Annotated in this window: 15 protein-coding genes and 1 riboswitch; of the genes, 8 read left to right on the top strand and 7 right to left on the bottom strand. The window is 69.5% G+C overall.

The features are described from left to right. Positions 1 to 122 precede the first annotated feature (122 nt). Together E1264_RS43350 and E1264_RS13920 are read left to right on the top strand one after the other, a co-directional pair. Positions 123 to 293 carry a hypothetical protein gene (locus E1264_RS43350; RefSeq protein WP_165964166.1) on the top strand — a complete coding sequence of 57 codons (171 nt, stop codon included), beginning with the start codon at positions 123 to 125 and terminating at the stop codon, positions 291 to 293. Between the two features lie 77 nt (positions 294 to 370). Beyond that, positions 371 to 1,933 (top strand): long-chain-fatty-acid--CoA ligase, encoded by a 1,563-nt coding sequence (locus tag E1264_RS13920; RefSeq protein WP_132173367.1) that lies wholly within the window; start codon positions 371 to 373, stop codon positions 1,931 to 1,933. Here the strand turns inward: E1264_RS13920 and E1264_RS13915 are convergent. Further along, a complete protein-coding gene (locus E1264_RS13915) occupies positions 1,930 to 2,823 on the bottom strand; it encodes an endonuclease/exonuclease/phosphatase family protein (protein ID WP_132173365.1) in 894 nt (297 codons plus the stop codon). The genes E1264_RS13920 and E1264_RS13915 overlap by 4 nt on opposite strands. A gap of 11 nt (positions 2,824 to 2,834) precedes the next feature. On the opposite strand from E1264_RS13915, the gene E1264_RS45955 reads away from it, so the two are divergent. Next, the gene (locus tag E1264_RS45955) at positions 2,835 to 2,960 is read left to right on the top strand and encodes a hypothetical protein (RefSeq protein WP_279490625.1); all 126 of its coding nucleotides are present in this window, start codon (positions 2,835 to 2,837) and stop codon (positions 2,958 to 2,960) included. Here E1264_RS45955 and tuf read toward each other — a convergent pair. Beyond that, on the bottom strand, positions 2,957 to 4,141 hold the full coding sequence (gene tuf / locus E1264_RS13910; protein WP_132173363.1) for an elongation factor Tu: 1,185 nt from the start codon (positions 4,139 to 4,141) through the stop codon (positions 2,957 to 2,959). The two genes, E1264_RS45955 and tuf, sit on opposite strands and share 4 nt — an antisense overlap. 209 nt (positions 4,142 to 4,350) lie before the next feature. Further along, entirely contained in the window at positions 4,351 to 5,565 is a 1,215-nt protein-coding gene (locus E1264_RS13905) for an MFS transporter (protein ID WP_165964165.1), read from the bottom strand. A gap of 56 nt (positions 5,566 to 5,621) precedes the next feature. Here E1264_RS13905 and E1264_RS13900 point away from each other — a divergent pair, with 56 nt between their 5' ends. Continuing rightward, on the top strand, positions 5,622 to 6,827 hold the full coding sequence (locus E1264_RS13900; RefSeq protein ID WP_132173359.1) for an arginine deiminase: 1,206 nt from the start codon (positions 5,622 to 5,624) through the stop codon (positions 6,825 to 6,827). 344 nt (positions 6,828 to 7,171) lie between these two features. On the opposite strand, the gene E1264_RS13895 is transcribed toward E1264_RS13900, so the two are convergent. From E1264_RS13895 to E1264_RS13880, 4 genes are all read right to left on the bottom strand, one after another. After that, the gene (locus tag E1264_RS13895) at positions 7,172 to 7,717 is read right to left on the bottom strand and encodes an ATP-binding protein (protein WP_243710927.1); all 546 of its coding nucleotides are present in this window, start codon (positions 7,715 to 7,717) and stop codon (positions 7,172 to 7,174) included. Between the two features lie 422 nt (positions 7,718 to 8,139). After that, positions 8,140 to 10,176 carry a PAS domain-containing protein gene (locus E1264_RS13890; protein ID WP_243710926.1) on the bottom strand — a complete coding sequence of 679 codons (2,037 nt, stop codon included), beginning with the start codon at positions 10,174 to 10,176 and terminating at the stop codon, positions 8,140 to 8,142. 77 nt (positions 10,177 to 10,253) lie between these two features. After that, positions 10,254 to 11,600: a cytosine permease gene (locus E1264_RS13885; RefSeq protein WP_132173357.1), complete on the bottom strand. Its 1,347-nt coding sequence runs from the start codon at positions 11,598 to 11,600 to the stop codon at positions 10,254 to 10,256. Continuing rightward, positions 11,592 to 11,723: riboswitch (TPP riboswitch) on the bottom strand. It overlaps the preceding gene by 9 nt. Before the next feature lie 109 nt (positions 11,724 to 11,832). Continuing rightward, positions 11,833 to 12,168 (bottom strand): rhodanese-like domain-containing protein, encoded by a 336-nt coding sequence (locus tag E1264_RS13880; RefSeq protein ID WP_132173355.1) that lies wholly within the window; start codon positions 12,166 to 12,168, stop codon positions 11,833 to 11,835. Between the two features lie 46 nt (positions 12,169 to 12,214). On the opposite strand from E1264_RS13880, the gene E1264_RS13875 reads away from it, so the two are divergent. From E1264_RS13875 to E1264_RS13860, 4 genes are all read left to right on the top strand, one after another. Continuing rightward, positions 12,215 to 12,682: an SSI family serine proteinase inhibitor gene (locus E1264_RS13875; RefSeq protein ID WP_132173353.1), complete on the top strand. Its 468-nt coding sequence runs from the start codon at positions 12,215 to 12,217 to the stop codon at positions 12,680 to 12,682. A gap of 89 nt (positions 12,683 to 12,771) precedes the next feature. Then, on the top strand, positions 12,772 to 13,086 hold the full coding sequence (locus E1264_RS13870) for a hypothetical protein (protein ID WP_132173351.1): 315 nt from the start codon (positions 12,772 to 12,774) through the stop codon (positions 13,084 to 13,086). A 616-nt stretch (positions 13,087 to 13,702) separates the two neighbouring features. Beyond that, on the top strand, positions 13,703 to 14,965 hold the full coding sequence (locus tag E1264_RS13865) for an ATP-grasp domain-containing protein (protein WP_132173375.1): 1,263 nt from the start codon (positions 13,703 to 13,705) through the stop codon (positions 14,963 to 14,965). Next, positions 14,962 to 16,113, top strand: coding sequence for a hypothetical protein (locus E1264_RS13860; RefSeq protein WP_132173349.1), 1,152 nt, complete (start codon positions 14,962 to 14,964; stop codon positions 16,111 to 16,113). The genes E1264_RS13865 and E1264_RS13860 overlap by 4 nt, the downstream gene beginning before the upstream one ends. Positions 16,114 to 16,237: the final 124 nt, after the last annotated feature.

The following is a 16,237-nucleotide window of genomic DNA, read 5'->3' as shown; positions in this document are numbered from 1 at the left end:
GGTCAGGGGCCGCCCCCGGCAGGGTCTCAGGGTGGCGCTCCGCCGTACGGCGGGGGCTGAGGCCGTCCAGGGTCGTTCCCAAGAGTGATGACCTTCGCCGGACGAGCGCATACGGTGTGGTCATGGGTAAGACGATCCTCACCGTCATCGGTGTCATCCTCGCGATATGGCTGGCGATGACCGCCATCGGCGCGATCCTGTCGATGCTGAAGTTCTTCTTCTTCATCGGCTTCGTCGCCGTCCTGGTGGTGCTCGCCGTCACCGCCGTGTCCAAGATGTCCAAAAGCCGTTAGCGGACCCCTTGCCGGGGCCCTGCCGGTGACCGCATGATGCCGGGACAACCAGGCGGTCATCGGCGAAGGGACCTACCGTGCCGGGTCTGACGGAGACGCTGCGCGAGCGGGCACGCTCGCATCCTGACCGTGTCGCCTACATCGCGGGCGACGCCGAGATCACCTACGGCGACTTCGACCGGCGCGCCGACAAGGTCGCCGCCGCGCTCGCCGGCGCCGGTGTCGGGCCCGGCGACCGGGTCGCGATCCTCGACAAGAACTCCCTCGAATACGTCGAGCAGCTCTTCGGCGCGCCGCGGATCGGCGCCGCCCAGGTCCCGGTGAACTACCGGCTGGCGCCGGACGAGGTCGCCTACATCGTCAACGACGCGCGGGCGAAGGTCTTCGTCGTCGGCGCGGACTTCGTGCCCGTCCTGGACGCGATCGCCGGCAAGCTGGAGCACACGACCCACCTGCTGGTCATCGGCGGCTCAGACCACCCCTACCGCGACTACGCCGCCTGGGTCGACGCCGCGCCCGACGCGCCGCCGGGGGCGGCCCACGTCGCCGACACCTCGGACGTGTTCTGCCAGCTGTACTCGTCGGGCACCACGGGCCTGCCCAAGGGCGTGATGCTGACGCACGACAACTACTTCGCCGCGCTCACCACGACCAACGAGACGTGGAGCGTCGACGAGACGTCCATCCTGATGGTCGCGATGCCGATGTACCACGTGGCGGGGAACATGCTCGCGCTCTCCGCGATCCACAACGGCATCCCCGGCGTGATCGCCCGCGAGCCCGACCCGACGCTCATCGCGCAGGGCATCGAGCGGAACCGGGTCACGCACATCTTCCTCGTCCCGGTCCTGCTGCAGTTCATGCCGCTGATCCCGGACGTCACCGCCTGTGACATGTCCAGCCTCCGGCTCATGCTGTACGGCGCGTCGCCGATCAGCGAGGACGTCCTGCGCGGCGCGATGCGGATGCTCCCGACCACCGACTTCATGCAGGTGTACGGCCTGACGGAGGTCACCGGCGCGATCGTGATGCTGCCCGCCGCCGACCACGACCCGGACGGCCCGAACGCCCACCGGCTGCGCAGCGCGGGCCTGCCCAACCGCGACTGCACCCTCAAGATCGTCGATCCGGCGACGCAGGAGGAGCTGCCGACGGGCCAGGTAGGCGAGATCCTCTGCCGGACGCCGCAGAACATGAAGGGCTACTGGCGCAAGCCCGAGGCGACTGCGGCCGCGCTGTCCGAGGACAACTGGTTCCGGACGGGCGACGCCGGCTACCTCGACGAGGACGGCTACCTCTACATCCACGACCGGGTCAAGGACATGATCATCTCGGGTGGCGAGAACATCTACCCGGCCGAGGTCGAGAACGTCCTGATGGGCCATCCCGACATCAGCGACTGCGCGGTGATCGGCGTCCCGGACGCCAAGTGGGGCGAGACCCCCAAGGCGATCATCGTCGCCACCTCCGACATCATCGACAAGGACATCATCGACTACTGCCGCGACCGCCTGGCGCACTTCAAGTGCCCCACGACGGTCGAGCGCCGCGAGGCCATCCCCCGCAACCCGACCGGCAAGATCCTCAAACGCGAGCTCCGCGCCCCGTACTGGGAGGGCCAGGAGCGCCAGGTCCACTAGGGGTAGCGGACCATCGCCGACAGGGGCCGGTGGTCGGACGCCTTCACCCGCTCGGCCGGGACGCTGCACGAGACGGCCGCGTCCCGGCTGATGAAGAGGTAGTCGGTCTTCTGCACGGCCGCGCCCGTCCAGTCCTGGCGGGTCATGGCACCGGCACGGGACTCACCGGACTGGTCGCATTCCTCGTACGCCCGGTACAGCGGATCGAACGCCGGGCTCTCCGGCACGGCACCGAGATCGCCCCCGAACAGGACCCGCCCGCTACCGGCCAGGGCGGCGAGGGCGGTGGCCTGCTTGCGCCGCCACGCCGCGTCCTCCGACGAACCGAGCTGCGTCACGCACACCCGGGTCGTCCAGGACGAGACCTCCCCGCACAAGGCGACCGGCGCGCGCCCGGGAGGCGACGGAAGTTCGGTACGTTCCACTCCCGCGAGCGGAGCGTCAGCGCCGATGGCGACACCGAGCCGCCCCTGCCCCCGCGAACAGGACGACACCCCAGGAGAGGGAGCGAACGCCCAGGTCCACCGGGAATCGGCCTTCTTGAACGCGCGCACGTGCCCTTCGCAGACCTCCTGCAGCAGGACGGCGTTCGCCGCGACCGTCCGGCCGCCGACCTCGGTGCCCTTCATCCGCTGCGCTATCTGCTCGCCGAGCGCGGCCGGATCACCCCCGAGCGGGCACGAAGGCTCTACTCCCCCGCAAACGTTCCAGGTCACAGCATTGATCGTGACGGCGTCCGGGGGCTGCACCGCGCCGTCGGCATGGGCGGCGGGCGCGGACCCGCCTTCGCCCGGCAGGCCCTCGATGCTCGCGCCGGTCAGGGCCGCGGTGACGACCGCGCCTGCGGCGCAGATCGAGAGCAGGGGAATCAGGGCGCGGGGGGATCGCACACGTTCTCCAGGTGGGGGGTCAGCCGGGGACGATGTCCGAATCCCACCACAACAAGATCGCGGTTCGCCAGCGGTTCCGGCCGAACCACCCCAAGGAGCCCGGCGAAGGCTTCGCCGGGCCCCTGGAGCGCCGCTAGTCGAGCAGGCCGGTGACCGTGCCCGCGCCGACCGTCCGGCCGCCCTCGCGGATCGCGAAGCCGAGGCCCTCGGTCATCGCGACGGGACTGCCGAGCTCGACGGTCATCGCGACCGAGTCGCCGGGCATCGCCATGCGGCCCTCGCCGCCGAGGTCGACGCCGCCGACGACGTCGGTCGTCCGGAAGTGGAACTGCGGCCGGTACCCGTGGAAGAACGGCCTGCTCCGGCCGCCCTCGTCCGCCGTCAGCACCCGGACCTCGGCCCGGAACCGCAGGTGCGGCCGGATCGCGCCCGGCACACTGACGACCTGCCCGCGCCGGACCTGGTCCCGCCGGACGCCGCGCAGCAGCATGGCGGTGTCGTCGCCCGCCTCGGCGTGCTCCATCGACCGGCCGAACGACTCCAGCCCGGTCGCGACCGTGCGGAACGACTCGCCGAGCCCGACGACCTCGACGGCGTCGCCGACGCGCAGGAGCCCCTGCGCCACGACCCCGGTCACGACGGTGCCGCGCCCGGTGATCGTGAGGACGCCCTCGACCGGCATCAGGAACGGCTTGTCGAGCACCCGCTCCGGCACCGGCACGTACGCGTCGATCGCGTCGAGCAGGTCGACGATCCGGGCCGTCCAGTACGGGTCGCCCTCCAGCGCCCGCAGCCCGGACACCCGGACGACGGGTATCTCGTCGCCGGGGAACCCGTACTCCGACAGCAGCTCCCTGGCCTCCAGCTCGACGAGGTCGAGCAGCTCGGTGTCCTCGACCATGTCGGCCTTGTTGAGCGCGACGACCACGTGCCGGACGCCGACCTGCCGGGCCAGGACGATGTGCTCCCGCGTCTGCGGCATCGCCCCGTCCTGCGCGGACACGACGAGCACGGCCCCGTCCACCTGCGCCGCCCCCGTGATCATGTTCTTCACGTAGTCGGCGTGACCGGGAAGGTCGACGTGGGCGTAGTGCCTGGTCGCGGTGGTGTAGTGGACGTGCGAGACGTTGATCGTGATGCCCCGGTCGCGCTCCTCCGGGGCCCGGTCGATCCGGTCGAACGGCACGGCGGACGCCATCCCGCGCTCGGCGAGCACCTTGGTGATCGCCGCGGTCAGCGTCGTCTTGCCGTGGTCGACGTGCCCCATCGTGCCGATGTTCACGTGCGGCTTGTCGCGCTCGTAAAGCTGCTTGGCCATTGTTCCTGTCCTCACTGGTGGATCCGGTGAGAACCCGCTTTGGGCCACCCCCCTCCGCTGGTTCTCCGGAAGGTGGGACGGAGAGGGGTCAGCTTCGCGCGCCGTCGACGACGACCGCGTCCGCTGCCGAGAAGGCAGCCGACACCGCGCTCAGCAGGCCAAAGGCCGCGAGCGTCCGGGTGCCGACTGCCAGGAACATGCTCCGAAGGTTAAGAGCCGGGCCCCGCGCCGTCCACAGGTTTTCCACCTGCGGGAACGCGCAGCAGCAGCCACCCCACACCGGCCCCGGCGAACTGGAACGCCGCGATCGCCAGCACCAGCCCCACCGGCCCGATCGCATCGGCGGACGCCGCGGTCAGCGCCGCCCCGATCGCCGAGGCGGCGATCTTGAGGCTGCCCGCCGTCGTGTTGACCTGTCCGAGCCGTCCGGGCGGCGCCTCCCGCTGCCGGAGCATCAGCGTCGCCGCGAAGACCGGCCCCTCACAGATGCCCGCGGCCACGCAGGCACCCGTCGCCCACGCCACCGAAGGCGTGACGGCAAGGGCCGCCAGCGAAGCACCGAACGCGACGAGCCCGGCGAGCATGACCGGCTCCGCGTGCCGGGGCGTCAGCCACCTGCTGGACGCCAGCGACCCGATCAGCGAACCGATCGCCATCGCAACGAGCAACCGCCCGCCCGCACTCGGGGACGCCCCGATGTGCTCGGCGAGCAGCACCGCCGTCACCGCGATCCCGCCGAACCCCATCCACGCAAGCGTCGTGGCAGCCGTCAACGCCCGCAGAACCCGCCCCTGGACGAGCACCACCAACCCGCCCGAGATCAGCGAGAACCCGCCGCTCACCTCGGACTTCGCATCAGCGGGCGGCCCAGGAAACGGCAGCAACGGAAGCGTCAGCAACCCAAGGACACCGGCAACGACAATGGCGACCCCGGCATACTCCCCACCCGACAGGGCCGCGAGCCCGGCAGCCAGCCCCGGCCCCGCGATCCCGGCCAGGTTGTAGCTGGACGCCTCAAGCCCATAGGCCCGCGAGAGCCGCCCCGGCGGCACGAACCGCGGCAACAAACTGGTCAACGCGACGACCACCGGCTCGGTACACCCGATCACCGCCGCGACGAGCAACGCCAGCACCAGCGGCGACCGCCCCGCCATCCCGAGCAGGAGCCCGGTCGCAACGGCATACCCGGCCGCAAGGGCCACAGCGACACCACGCGGCCGAGCGACCCGATCCACGACGATCCCGAGCAGAGGCCCGCTCAGCACGTACGGCAACGTCATCGCGGTCTGCAGGTACCCGGCACTGGCGGCGTCCCCGGTCCGGGCCTGCACGGTCAGAACCAGCGCCGTAGCGACCCCTTCGGCGGACACCCGCAGCAACGTCGCCGACGTGAGATGCAGCGGCAGCGCCGATCGGCCGATCACCTCCGCATGGTGGCACACCATCGGGAGGAGAATTCGGGCCGCCTAAACTGCAGAGTGTGACGGCAGCGAACGAGCATCGGGTCACCAGCGAGGTCGGACGGCTCCGGACCGTCCTCCTGCACCGTCCCGGCGCGGAACTGAAGCGGCTCACCCCACGCAACAGCGACAAGCTCCTGTTCGACGCGATCCCCTGGGTAGGCCGGGCCCAAGAAGAGCACGACGCGTTCGCCGAGGCCCTCCGCTCACGCGGCGTCGAGGTCCTCTACCTCACGGAGCTTCTGCAGGACGCCCTGGAGTACGGGCCCGCCCGCGAGCAGGCCATCGCGGACGCCATCGTCGACCTCCGCCTGGGCGACCAGCTCCGCCGCGTAGTCGAGGAGTATCTGCGCGACCTCGACCCCGAGAACCTCGCACACACCCTGATAGCGGGCCTGGCACACGAGGAGCTCAAAGCAGGCCACGGCCTCGTCTACCGCCTGATGAACCGCCTGGACTTCATCGTCGACCCTCTCCCCGGCCTGCTGTTCACCCGCGACAACAGCACCTGGATCGGCGACCGCCCGGCGGTGACGAGCCTCGCCATGGAAGCCCGCCGCCGCGAGTCCGCGCTGACGGGCCTGATCTACACCCACCACCCACGCTTCGCAGACGTCCAGCCGGTGTACACCCCGGCCCTCGAACACCTGGAAGGCGGGGACGTCCTCCTCCTGACCCCAGGCGTGATCGCCGTAGGCACCGGCGAACGGACAACCCCCGCAGGCGTAGAACGCCTGGCCCGCCAGGTCATAGGAGCAGGACTGGCACACACCGTCCTGGCCGTCCCCATCGCCCAGGAACGCGCCACCATGCACCTGGACACCGTCTGCACCATGGTCGACGTGGACACCGTCGTCATGTACCCCCCGGTGGCCCACTCCCTGACCGCCTACAAGGTCACCCTCAACAACGGCGACCTCCACGTCAGCGAGCCGCGCCCCTTCCTGGAGGCCGCCGCCGAAGCAATGGGCCTGGAGCGCCTCAAGGTGATCGACACCGGCCTGGACCCGGTCACCGCCGAACGCGAACAGTGGGACGACGGCAACAACACCCTCGCCGTAGCCCCCCGCCTATGCGTCGCCTACGAACGCAACATAGAGACGAACGCCCAACTAGAGGCGTCCGGCATTGAGGTCATAAGAATCACCGGCAGCGAACTAGGCACAGGCCGAGGCGGCCCCCGCTGCATGTCCTGCCCAATCCTCAGAGACCCCCCGGTCAATTAGCCAAAGGGGTCGCGAAGCGACCCGAACACACGCAGCGCGCAACCACCAAACGCACAAACCCCAGCCCGCACAGCAACCACGCAACAACCCCAACGCCTGCGATCGCGTCCGAAGGCAGGTTCGAGCTTGCGAGAACCTGATCGCGCAGCGAGCCGCCAGGCGAGCCGGAGCGATGCCAGCGATCGCCCGTGTTTCTCGACGATGGAGGCCCGCCAGGGCCGAAGGAGGAGAGAAATACAAAAAAAACGAATACAGCTCGGGCGATGTCGACGGGGGCACGACAACGCCCGAGCTTGGGAAGGACATTACAAGGTCGGCGCGGGATTCTCTAGACGGGGTCCGGGTTAGGCCGGATATGCCCTGCTCGCAGCGGTCCCGTTTCGGGGCCGATCGCGTAGATCGTCCGGTTCATCCATGAGATCGGGGAAGTCGGCGAGGTCGGGGACGGCGGTGTGCTCGCCCGCGGGGGCGGCCCTTCCGTTCTGCCCGCTGGGGGATCTCGGTGCCCGCAGGACGGCCCAGACGGTGGTGGCGCCGTCCTCGTGGCGGACTCCCCAGCCTTCGGAGAGCGCCTCGACGATGCCGAGGCCGCGCCCGCCGAGGGAGGACAGGGTGCCGGGGCCGCGGCGCGGTTCGGTCATGGCGCCGCCGTCGCTGACCTCGAGTTCGAGGACGTCGCCGCGGCGCAGCCAGCAGACCCTGACCTGGCCGGACGGCAGCGGACGCGCGTGGCGGAGGGCGTTGCTGAGAAGCTCGCTGACGATGACGCTGGCGTCGTCCACGACGGATTCGTAGACGCCCGAGTCGACCAGCTCCGAGCTGAGGCGCCTCCGGGCGACAGCGACGCTGGACGGTGCGTGTGGGAGCAGTACGACGCTCGACGCCCTCACCTCCCCGTCGTTTCGTGTACCCGGATGAGTCCCGTCACCGCTCTTCCAGTACGACCGAAATGCCCTGTTGGCCTGGACCGGAAACCCGAACGGTTCATTCGCCACCTGCACAACGAGTCACCGGCCGTCCGGTCACGGTGATCACCCCCGCATCGGAATCCCGTCACGAACGGCAACCATCCAAGGATCTATCCAGCCAACGGCGGATTTACTCCTCGGCCGCTCGTTTCGTCCGTCACACCCCGCGGACGCCGCACTTTCCCACAGGAGAGTGGCCACGGCGACCGTCGAGACCACATGAATGCCCTGGTCACGGCCGTCCTATCGTGGCGGGACGGTTCGGGTTTGATTACGTTGAGTAGTCACAGGACGCCCTCCCCGGTCACTGACGAGATACGTTGACACTCGGGCCCGGCGGCCGGTCAGGACGCCGCGTGGAGCACGAGACGCATGCACGTTCCGTAACCAGCATGCGCGCCACCTGCGGGTCCATGGCCTTCCGCCGCTTGCAGAAGAACGTTGGGACGGGGTGCCAAACCGTCCGATCGGAGGGGTTCGTCGCCCCGCGGCTGGGTTGTGTGAGATCCCTCACTTTTGCCGTGCGAGGCCGGATGCGCGGAGATCGTTCCGCCCTGCGCCTCCGTGAGGCGTTTGACGATGTAGAGGCCGAGCCCTATGCCGCCGAACCGCCGCCGGTCCCCGGCGTCCCCCTGGACGAACCGCTCGAAGATCCGCTCATGGTCGCCCTCCGGGATGCCGACGCCCTCGTCCTCCACGGTCACGACGATGTCGCCGCCCTCGCGGACGGCCCGGACGCTGACCGTCCCGCCGTCCGGTGAGTACTTGAACGCGTTCTCCAGCAGCTGCCCGAGCACGATGTCGGTCGCCATCGCGTCCCCGCGGCATTCCGGCAGCCCGGGCTCGATCTCCAGCTCGACCTTGTGCAGCGGCGACAGCGACCGGAACCCGCCGACGACGCCCTCCAGCACCCGCGTCAGGTCGAACGACTCGATCGTCACGGTCAGCTCGTCGGCGCCCGCGCGGGAGCCGAGCAGCAGATGCTCGACGAGCCGGCCGAGCGACTGGGCGCGCTCGGCGATGGTGGCGACGGCGGCGCGGCGGTCGGCGTCGGGCAGCTCGTCCCACCGGTTGACCAGCGTGGACGCGAATCCCTGCACGACCGTGATCGGGGTGCGCAGCTCGTGGCTGGTGGTCGCGAGGAACAGGTCCTTGGCCTCCTCCAGCGCCTTCGCCTCCGACACGTCGCGGAAGTCGACGACGAGCTCGCCGGTCTCCTCGATCTCGGCGGCGAGCACGTTCAGCCACGTCCCGGACTCCAGCCGGAACGTCAGCATCTCGCCGAGCGCGGGCATGCCGAACGGCAGCGGCCGCCCGAGCGCGTGCTCCGGCGCGATGCCGGTGAGGGCGTGCGCGGCGGGGTTCCACTGCTGGACGACGAGACGGTGGTCGAGCACGGCGATCCCGTCCGCGCTGGAGTCGATCACGGCGCGCTCGTGCGCCCGCTGCCGGACGACCTCCGCGTACGCGACGGCGTTGCCGACCGCGACGCCCGCGTGCCCGGCGAGCAGTTCCAGCAGCTCGAGCTCGGTGTGCCCGACCTTGTGCCCGGAGAACAGGGCGTAGAGCGCGCCATAAGGACGGTTCTGCAGATACGACAGGCCGAGCGCGATCGTGTGCAGCCCGGGAAGCTCGGACCAGATCAGGTCGCCGAGGCGCTGCTCGCCCGTCGCGAGCTTGACCGTCTTGCCCGACCGCAGCAGCTCCCCGACCAGGCTCGTCCGCAGGTCGGCGGACGTGCCGCGCATGTGCTCCGGTAGCCCGGACATGTTCACCAGCCGCAGCCGGTCGCCCTCGATCCGTACGAAGCCGCCCGCGTCCGCGCCGGTCAGCTCGATCAGCGCGGCGGTGATCCGGTCGAGCACGACGGCGAGGTCCAGCTCGGCGTTCAGGTCGGCGACGATGTCGTTCAGCCGGCGGACGAGCCGCGCCCGCTCCGTGATGTGGTGCTGGACGATCTCGTCCTCGTCGACCGGGTGGTACACCCCGACCCAGCCGAGCAGGGTGCCGGACGGGTCCTTCAGCAGGCTCGTGTCGATCCGGACGTCGATGAGGCGGCCGTCCCGGTGGAACCGGCGGGTCGCGATCGATATCTGCCCGCCTTCGCCTTCGCTCTCCCCTTCGGCGAGTTGGTCGGTACCGGCGGCGCGGCGGGTGAGGAGCCGTTCCTGGACGGCGTTGTGCTCGGCCTTCAGCTCGTGCGGGACGATCGGCGGCACCCGCCCGACCATCTCCTCGGCCGTCCAGCCGAACATCCGCTCGGCGGCCGGGTTCCACACGGTGACGCGATGCCGCTGGTCCACGGCCACGATCGCGTCGGCGGCGCTCTCGATGACGGCCCGCGCGATCGGGTCATGGACGTGGTGGTGCACGCCTGTCATCGTGCCACCGGACTCCCGTCCGGCGCGGGGTAACTTACGCCGAAACTTGCCACCGCCCCGTCGGCCGGACACGAACCTTACTTTTTGGCAACCCTGCCGATGAGGAGCGCGGCGGCCCCCGCGACCAGGAACGACAGCAGCGAGGCGCTCATCCAGCTCTGCGTCTCGAAGCGCAGCGCGTCCTGGACGTCCTGCCAGAAGCCCGCCCACCGGCTGACGGTGCCGGGGTTGATGAGCTGGTACACGACGAACCCGGCCGCCCAGGCGGCGATCATGCCCCAGCGGGACGGCGCCGTCCGCGACGCGTCCCAGCCGCCCCGGCTCCGGCGCCCGAGGAAGAAGTCGGCGGCCAGCACGCCGAGCATCGGCACGAACACCGAGCCGATCAGTGACAGGAATCCGGCGTAGTCGCCGATGTCCAGGACCAGCGCGAGCACCGTGACGATCACGCCGAGCGCGACGCTCAGCACGCGGCGGTCGGCGCGCGGCACGAGGTTCTGGATCGACACGGCCGTCGAGTAGGTGTCGGCGAACGACTGGTCCGCCTCGCGCAGCACGAAGATCGCGAAGAACACGACGCCGAGCGTGACGTTCAGGAACGGGTCGAAGACCTTCGCCGAGTCGCCCGCGACGAGCGCCAGCGCCAGCAGGCCGAGCACGTACGCGACGATCTGCGTGACCGAGTATCCGACGGCGGCGGCCCCGAACGCGGCCCGTTCCGTCCGGGAATGGCGGGTGTAGTCGGCGGCGACCGGGACCCAGGAGATCGACACCGCCAGCGCCGCGTCCGCCCCGATCCAGAAGCCGCCCCACGATCCCTGCGTCAGGTCGGGCAGCGGTTCGCGGAGGAGCTGGACGTAGAAGTAGACCAGCGCTATCCCCACGGCGACCGTGACATAGCGGCGCAGGATCCGCACGGAGCCGAGCGGCCAGATGGTCAGCACCGTCGTGATCGCCCCGGCGGCGACAACGTAGCCCCAGCGCGGCACCCCGTCCCACAGCTCGCGCGCCGCGTCCGCGATGACGATCAGCTCGAACGTCCCCCAGCCGACGAGCTGCGCGACGTTCAGCACGGTCGGCGCGTACGACAGCCGCGCGCCGAACAAGCCGCGGAGCAGCACCATCGCGGGCTGGCCGGTGCGCGCGCCGGGCACCGCGGCAAGGCCCAGCATCAGGCCGCCGAGGATCGTTCCCACGGCCATCGCCGCGATGCCCGCCATGATCGACAGGGTGGGGCGGCCGTCGGCGTCCGGCGCCAGGACGGTGTAGGCGCCGGAGAAGGCCAGAAGGCTGACCCCGAGGTTCGCCCAGAAGGCGCTCTGGTCCCAGAACCCCAGCACCCTGGGGGCGGGCTCGTCGAGCGTGAACGGAGCCTCATTGTTAGGACGCGCAGCACCAGAACGCGCGTCAATCTCGGACGTCACGGAGCACACTCCCTACGCCGGCATTACCCGGACAGGTTCATGCGGTCGGCGACGCCTCTAAGGCCGCCCTCTCAGCCCGGCTTGCACCTCTCCGGTGCGGCCCGAGCTCCCGCGGTCATCGGTCGGGCCCGATCGTACAACCGCCCGACTTCCCCTCAAAAGGGCGTAGATCACCCCAAAGGCCACCGATCATGCGCGGCGCCCGTCCCCGGCCACATCCGGCCGGGCCGCTTCAGGCCACGTACGGCGCCCCGTCGCCGCCGCCCTCCATCGGACGGCCCGCCTCGACCCAGCTCTTCATCCCGCCGTCGACGTTCCTGGCCAGCCAACCCGCCTGGTTGAGGGCCCCCGTCACCTGCGCGGACCGCGCCCCGGACCGGCAGATCACGTAGACCTCCCGATCGCGGGGTACCTCTCCGGCACGATCACCCAGCTGGCCCATGGGGATGTGGACGGCCGTGGGCGCGTGGCCCGCGTCCCACTCGTCCTGTTCCCGAACGTCCAGCAGGTAGCCGTCCTGCGGGACGTCGGCGGCTCCCACCGCCGGCACGTCGTCCCCGAAATTCATCACACCCCCATGGAACCGCGCGAAGCCCCCTTGCGTCGAATCACCCATGCGGTATCGGACGCTCCTTTTCGCGTCGCCCGGACTGGCCATGGTCCTGTCCCTGGCCGCCTGCGGCGACGAACAGGCCAAGGGGACCCCCGCCGACCAGCCTTCGGGCACGACGTCCGTGCAGCCCTCCGGCCCGCCGGCGGACTCCCTCACCATCAATGTCAAAGCCTCCAAGGAGGCACCCGCCAAGACCTGGACCCTGAACTGCGAACCGCCCGGCGGCGACCATCCCAAGGCCGCCGACGCCTGCGCGGCCCTCGCCAAGGCCAAGGGCCAGGACCCCTTCAAACCCGTCCCCAAGGATCAGATGTGCACCATGATCTACGGCGGGCCCGAGCTCGCCAAGGTCAAGGGCACCTGGCAGGGAAAGAAGGTCAACGCCCAGTTCTCGCGTGACGACGGCTGCCAGCTGGACCGCTGGGAGAAGGTCGGACCGCTCTTCGGCCCCGTGCCGAAGGTCCGCTGACCGAACCGTCCCCCACCCATCGGCCTCGCCCGGCCCGCCGGGCGGGGCCGCCGTTTTGCAGATCGGTTCTCGGATTCACCATGCGGCCCATGAACTACATCGCGATGGCCCTCGCCGCCGTCGGCGCCATCGCCGTCCTCTACCTCCTGAACGCCTCGATCACCGTGACCCCCGCGACGATCGAGAAGGCCCGGACGGTGACGTGCTCGCCCGTCCTCAGCGCCAGGAGCGGCAAGGAGACCCTCGAAATCCCCCTGAAGGACACGGAACGGATCGCGATCCACGGGGCCTGCGACCAGGCCCGTATCCAGCGCCTCGGCTGGACGCTGCTCGTCGCCGTCCCGACCGCGATCGCCGGTGCCCTGATCGTCCCGCGCGGCCGCCCGACCTCATCGCCCGCCTAGGCGGGCGTTCTCAGAGGCCTGCTTCGCGCGGCCCGCACCGATCTCAATGCTGGCCACATCAGGACAGTGATCATTTTCGGTATGCTTTCCACGCATAAACACCGAGGTCAAGTACCCAGTTGATCCCCCGTATCGCATTGGTTGCGTTCGGGAAGCTTGATCTCCGCGCCGGGCCCCGGTTAGCATCGCGGACGAACCCCCGCGTGCAATCGATTAAATGGATTCTTCGGTACCCACCCAAGCTCCAGACATCCGAGGCTTCCGACATGCGAGAGGTACCTCACGTGCAATATCGCGTTGGGCGGGCCGCGTGGCCGCCGAGTCCGCTGCGTTTCGCCGCCGACGCCGCGAAATCGAACGCCGCGGGCGTCGATAACAGATTCTCAAGCTGAAGCTGGACTGCTCGAACTCGGGGTAGATGAGGCGTTCCAGTGTGGCCGGGGCCCGCGTACGGGGGCGTCGGCAGGTGCGGGGGCCATACCGGTCGGGGTGGCCGCCGGTAGCCGGTAAGTAACGGGGAAATCGACGAGAGTGCAGCCGGCCGAGCTATTGCAGCATGCACGCGTTTCCCTTCCTGTGCACGACGTTCATGCCACTCCAAATTGGAAGCGTGCTCATGCAGTCAAAGGAATACGTCTTACTTCTCGGGGCCGACCAGTACCTTCGTGAACGGGCCTTCTCGGGGGCGAAGCAGGCGACCGACCTCCCCGTCTGGGCGGCCACAGAAGATGCCGTGCGCAAGCCGAACCGCACGTTCGACAACATGCTCGCGGCCGATCCCAAAGACGCGGAGTCGCTGCTGGCGGCGATCCGCGCACACTCCGCCCAGGGCTGGCACCCGAGAATCGTCGTCCCGCTCAACGACTGGACGGTGGAGTCGGCAAGCACCGTGAACCGCGTCCTGGGGCTGGACGGCCTGGACGCCACGGCCGTGACCAACGCCCGGAACAAGCACGCCATGAAGCAGGCGTTCCACGCCGCCGGCATCCCGACTCCCCGCTCCCAGCTGGTGCGGTCCGAGCAGGAGTTGCTCGACGCGGTCAAGGCCATCGGGCTGCCCGTGGTCATCAAGCCGTACGACTTCGGCGGCAGCGGCGGAGTCGTCCTCGCCACCACGCGGGAGGAGGCGGTCGCGGGCCTCGCGGAGTCGAAGGCCGTCATCGCGAAGTACAGGTCCGCGTTCGACATCCGCGGCGACAAGTACCTCGTCGAGCGGTTCGTCGACTCCGACGACGAGGTGTCCCTCGAAGTGCTCTGCGGCCGCGGGCGCGCACACGTCCTCGCCGTGACGGAGAAGTACCTGTCCTCCCGGCCCTGGTTCGCCGAGATCGCGCACCTGGTGCCGAGCCACCGCACCGAAGACCCCATGCTGACCGACCTGGCCACGCGGGCCTGTGCCGCGTTGGGCATCGACCGGGGGCTCGCCCACGTGGAGATCAAGTTCGCCGGGGACGGGACGCCGTGGGTGATCGAGGTGGCGGCCCGTCCCGGCGGCGACGGGATCATGGACCAGGTCGAGCGGGCCTGCTCGATCAACCCGTACTGGCTGCACGTCGGTTCGTATCTCGGGTCCGACCTCTTCGACGTCGCCGGCGGCGCGAAGCCCACCAAGACCTCCGCGATCGCGTTCCTCAAGGCCCCGCCCGGACGGATCAAGGACGTCCTCGACGGGAAGCCGCTGCCGCCCGAGGTCCGCAGCATCAACATCAGCGCCAAGCCCGGCGACCGGTCCCACGCCGCCAAGAACTGGAGCACCAGGGAAGGTCTCATCGAGCTCGAATGGGACGAGCTGTTCGGCGAGAAGACCTCCCTGCCCGTGACCATCGCGAAGGAGATATCCGAGCAGGTCTTCGTGATCGAGGATGCGGTCGGCGAGTGAAGCGGTACACGCTCTACTCAGGCGTCTACCGATTCCTGAACGGAGTGGTGCTGCTGCTCCTGAACTGGCACATCGCCTCCGCGCAAGGGGGAGGGTACGACGCACTCGCCATCGCGACCACCTTGTCCTTCGTACCCGCCGTCCTCGTCCCGCCGCTGATCCGCTACCTCCCGATCGCCGGCGGCGCCAGGATGACCGCCGCCGGGTTGTCCGGGATCTCTGTGACCCTGCTGCTGATGGCGGCCGGTTACGCCCAGGTGCAAGTGATCGTCGCCCTGAACTTCGTCCTGTGGGTCTTCTTCTTTTTTCTGGAATCGGCCTGGGAGGTGTGGTTCAACGACGAGGCGTCCGGGGTCGACGGCATCGTCCTGCGCAAGCACAGCTCGCTGACCATGACCGTCAACCAGGTCGCGCTCATGGTGGGGCCGCTGTTCGCGCCGCTGTTCACCCGCGTGGTCCGGGACGAGTTGGTGCTGGTCGGCTGCGCGGCCCTGTTCGCGGTCGTCGCGGTCCTGAGTCTGGGATCGCAGCGGACCGCGGCTTCTGCGGAGCAGACGCAGAAGGAGGCCGGGCCGGAGAGCGCGAACGGCCTCGGTGTCATGTACCTCCTTGCCTTCATGCTCGTCTGGCCCGTCCTCGGAACCTTCAACTTCATGCTGCCCCTACAGGCCATCGCCCACGGGAAAGGCATGCTCACCATCGGGGTCCTGGACATGGTTCTCGGCATCGGGATGGCCGTCGCGGGAGTCCTGCTGCACCGCCTCACGAAAAGCCCGAGAGTGCGGTGGGTGCTGCCGGGCGTGGCGGTCGCCGTGGTCGGCGCGATGGCGGTCTGGCTGCTCTCCCCGACCTTCGGGGTGCCGCAGGTGGTCGCCATCTTCGCGCTCGGATGCTCCTTCGGTTCCCTGCGGGTGATCCTTCGCGCGGAAGCGGCCGCGGATTTCTCGCCCCGGCAGGTCGGTGCGATCGTCGCGAACGCGAACGCCTGCTCGATCGTGTTGCTGGCCGCCGTCCTGGCCGGCGGAAAGTACTTCTCCTCCCATATCTGGCTCGCCCCGTTCGTCCTGACGCTCATGCTCGTTCTCGCGTTCCACCGAATCTTCAAGGCCCAGAACAGTCGAGTTATGGCAACCGAGGTGTCCGAATGATAGTGCGCACCGATTCCCGAGGCGTCCCGCATCTTGTCGAGCGACCGGCGGACATGGAGTTCGTCGAGACGGCCATCGTCCAATTGGTCTCGATGAGACTGGACCACGAACGATGTCGGCGCTC

It is taken from the genome of Actinomadura sp. KC216 (assembly GCF_004348535.1).
Taxonomy (GTDB): domain Bacteria; phylum Actinomycetota; class Actinomycetes; order Streptosporangiales; family Streptosporangiaceae; genus Spirillospora.
Note: the sequence above shows the minus strand (reverse complement) of the source record. Positions and strands in the feature narration are given on the sequence as shown.